We start from the raw sequence: 3,350 nt of genomic DNA on the forward strand, positions 1-3,350 counted from the left end.
GAGCCAATTTTTAAGTATGATGTTAGTAAAAAAGCTGCAGAAGTCATTGTACTTTTTAAAGATAAAATTATCTCTGTTGATTATATCCCAGATGAGAATGGAATCTATAGACTATCTGGTGTTTCGAACTCTTTAAAAGATATTGAATTTCCTTATCTTGGAAAAGAAGAAAAAATTCCGTTTATCGAGATAAAGAACAAAGAAATTTTTGTTAATTCTGTTCCGGGGTTTAAGCAAAAGTCATTCTCAGAGTCTGGACAGACAGGTGATAATGTTCTCCTAAGTAAAGAGGATATCCTTCTCTTTGATAAGGAAGATATTAAAATCTTTGTAAAGGGAGATGAGGCACCTCCTATTGTCAAAAGTGCTCCAATTTTAAGAAAAGATCCTGAATTTAAGAAATACCTAATACTTTGTCTTATTTTAGTTTTTGCATTTATTTCTGGGGTAAGTCTAATTGAAGTAGATGAAGAGATTGAAAAAGAAAAGGTTCCAGAGAGAATTGCAAGAATTCTTTATAAGCCAAAGCAACTTAGAGTAACTAAGAAGCATGATCCAATTGTAAAGAAGTCTAAGAAGCAGAACAAGGTAAAGTCGCCTTCGAAACAAAAAGTTGCAACTAAAGAGCAGCCTAAGAAAATTCAAAAGTCTAAGGGGGACTCTACTGCAAAGAAAGTGGGCCTTGTTAAAAAAGGAAAGCCTGCTAAATCAACAAATAAAAGAAAGACTGTAAATAAGACCCCTAAAAGAGTTGCCAAAGCGAAAGGGGGAAGTACCCGTCGTAAATCAACAGTTAAGAAAGTGACGAAGAATCCAAATTATAAGGGTAGAGTAGACACTTACAAATCTGTAGACTTTAACTCTTCAATTTCAAGCCTAATGGCCAAGGGGGGAGCTCTTTCACAAGCAGCTGCTAAAGGTGGAGTTTCAGAAAGTTACGAAGATACTTCTAATACAATTAGTAGTTCAGGAAATACATCTATAAAAAGAGCAACAGTTAATAATAACCCAGGATCTTTGACCGGTGCGACAAAGGGTAAGTTAGCGAAAAGTTTTGGTACTGATGGTGTAACTTCTAAGAAAGAGGTCTTTACTGCGGGGATTCCTGAAAGAACTATTATTCTAGGGACGATGGACAGAAATGACGTCCTCCGTATTTTATTGGAAAATGTTCCGCAATTTAGATATTGTTACCAAAAGGAGCTTGATGTCAGACAGGCTGGAATTAGTGGTATTCTAGGTCTTAAGTTTTTGATTGGACCTTCGGGGCACGTCATGAGAGCATCTGTAACATCAGGGGAAAATCTACCAGCAAGAGTTAGGGGATGTATGATTAGTCACTTAAAGACTATCATTTTTCCTAGACCAAAAGGTGGTGGTTCCGTGGAGATTAACACTCCATTTAACTTAGAATCTAAATCGCTCTAGGAGTCATTAATGTTTAAAAAATTAGTATTAGCATCTTTAGTTGTGAGTTCTTTCTCTTTTGCATCTGTTGAAAAGGGATGGGAAATCGCAAAGAAAATGGATGCTGCAAATAGTGGTTATATCGGTGAAACTTCAACAATGAGATTAACTCTAATCGATCCAACAGGTAAGGAGATTGTTCGAGTTATGGAAGGAAGTTCAAGTGAATCTGATACTATTGACAAAACTCTTATGAACTTTAAGAAGCCTGCTGACGTTAAGGGGACGAAGCTTTTAACTTGGGCCCATAAGAAAGATGATGACGATCAATGGCTCTATCTACCTTCTCTAAGAAGAGTAAAAAGAATTAACTCTAAGACAAAGGGAAGCTCTTTCATGGGAAGTGAGTTTTCTTTTGAAGATTTAGGATCTCAGTCTATTGATAAATACACATATGATCTAAAGGGTGAAAAGAAAGTTGAGGGTCAGGATACATGGGTTTTAGAAAGAAAATCAAAATCAAAAAGCTCTTATAGTAAAGTGACTATGTATGTATCGAAGAAGTATTTAGCAGCGGTAAAAAGTGAGTACTACAATAAGCGTGGTGAACTACTTAAGTTTGCAATCTTTAGTGGATTTAAACAGTATAAAGTAGGCGGGAAGAATTTGTTCCGTGCCAATAAAATCGACATGACAAATGTTCAAAATAAGAAGAAGTCTGTTTTCTCTTGGGAAGATAGAAAGATTGGAGTTAAGATTCCATCAAGAAAGTTCAACAAGAACGCATTAAAGTAATGAAAAAACTTCTATTATCTTATCTAATTATAAGTTCTCCCCTTGTTTATGCTGATGGACGAGGGGAGATTTCTTTTTCATATCACCGTTATACAAAAGAAAAGAGTAATCAGATTAATGATCTAAGCTTCGCAAGTTTTGAAGTTGAAGATACTGGTGAAATTCTAGGTGGTGAATATAAACTTGGTATCATTGGTAAAGCAAACTCTAAAGATAGAGAGAATAGTTACTTGAATGTAAACGACTTGTACTATTCATATTATGGAACAATGGGCTTTCGTTTTGATATAGGTTATAAAATTTATAACTGGTCAAAAATGGAGTCTTTTCATCCTGCAGACGTGGCCAATGCGCGACTACTAGATAGTGATATTGAAAATTTTGATAAGAAGGGTGAATTATCTTTAGTCATCCAGAATGAATCTGATTTTGGGAATATCAAGCTCTATGCTTTTCCTATGTTTGAAGAAAGTTTCTTCCCTTCGGCCGATTCAAGAATAGCCGACGGAGCAAAACCTAAAAAAGTGATTAGAGTCTCAGGCTCTGAATACACCGAAGATCGTCAGGTTTGGCAATTTGGTATTTCGTATTCTAAACAAATTGGAGATTTTGATTTTATGGCATTTGCCTTAAATCACGTTGATCGAAATAGACCAATTGTCGGTTATAAAGATTATACAGTCGTGACCTCTACGGTAATCGTTCCAAGCGGCGATTTAAGTGCCTACTATTTTGATGTTCTTGATTTAGGGATTGCTAGCACTTACTTCTTAGGAGAGCATATTATTAAGTTTGAGATGCTTAGTAGTAAGTTTGACACTGTAGATGGACAAAACTTCCTTACCGGTGCTGGTTTAAGGAGACCAATTGATTATACAACTGCTGCTATAGGGCATGAGTATTCTCATACTTGGGATATTGGCTGGGATTCTACTTTTTTCACTGAATATCAAAGGGTCTTCGAAGCAGATCAACAAACAAGACAAGAAATAAGTGTTTTTCAAAGTGATCTCTTTATCGGTCACCGTTTAACTTTCAATGATGCTTACTCAAAAGAGCTTCTACTTGGAGTTTTTCTTGATATTGAAAGAAAAGGTGAGTGGCTTATTAATATTGGCTATGACCAAAGATTAAATGATTTTTGGAAA

At 35.6% G+C, this 3,350-nt stretch carries 3 protein-coding genes; all 3 read left to right on the plus strand.

All coding sequences use genetic code 11. The annotated features are described in order from the left end of the window. Positions 1 to 1,428: AgmX/PglI C-terminal domain-containing protein (locus tag M901_RS14550; RefSeq protein ID WP_021278972.1), on the plus strand; the 1,428-nt coding region annotated here is incomplete at its 5' end. Between the two features lie 9 nt (positions 1,429 to 1,437). Further along, positions 1,438 to 2,202 (plus strand): outer membrane lipoprotein-sorting protein, encoded by a 765-nt coding sequence (locus M901_RS14555; protein ID WP_021278973.1) that lies wholly within the window; start codon positions 1,438 to 1,440, stop codon positions 2,200 to 2,202. Beyond that, positions 2,202 to 3,350: hypothetical protein (locus M901_RS14560; RefSeq protein WP_021278971.1), on the plus strand; the 1,149-nt coding region annotated here is incomplete at its 3' end. The genes M901_RS14555 and M901_RS14560, both read left to right, overlap by 1 nt.

It is taken from the genome of Bacteriovorax sp. DB6_IX, assembly GCF_000447775.1.
GTDB lineage: Bacteria > Bdellovibrionota > Bacteriovoracia > Bacteriovoracales > Bacteriovoracaceae > Halobacteriovorax_A.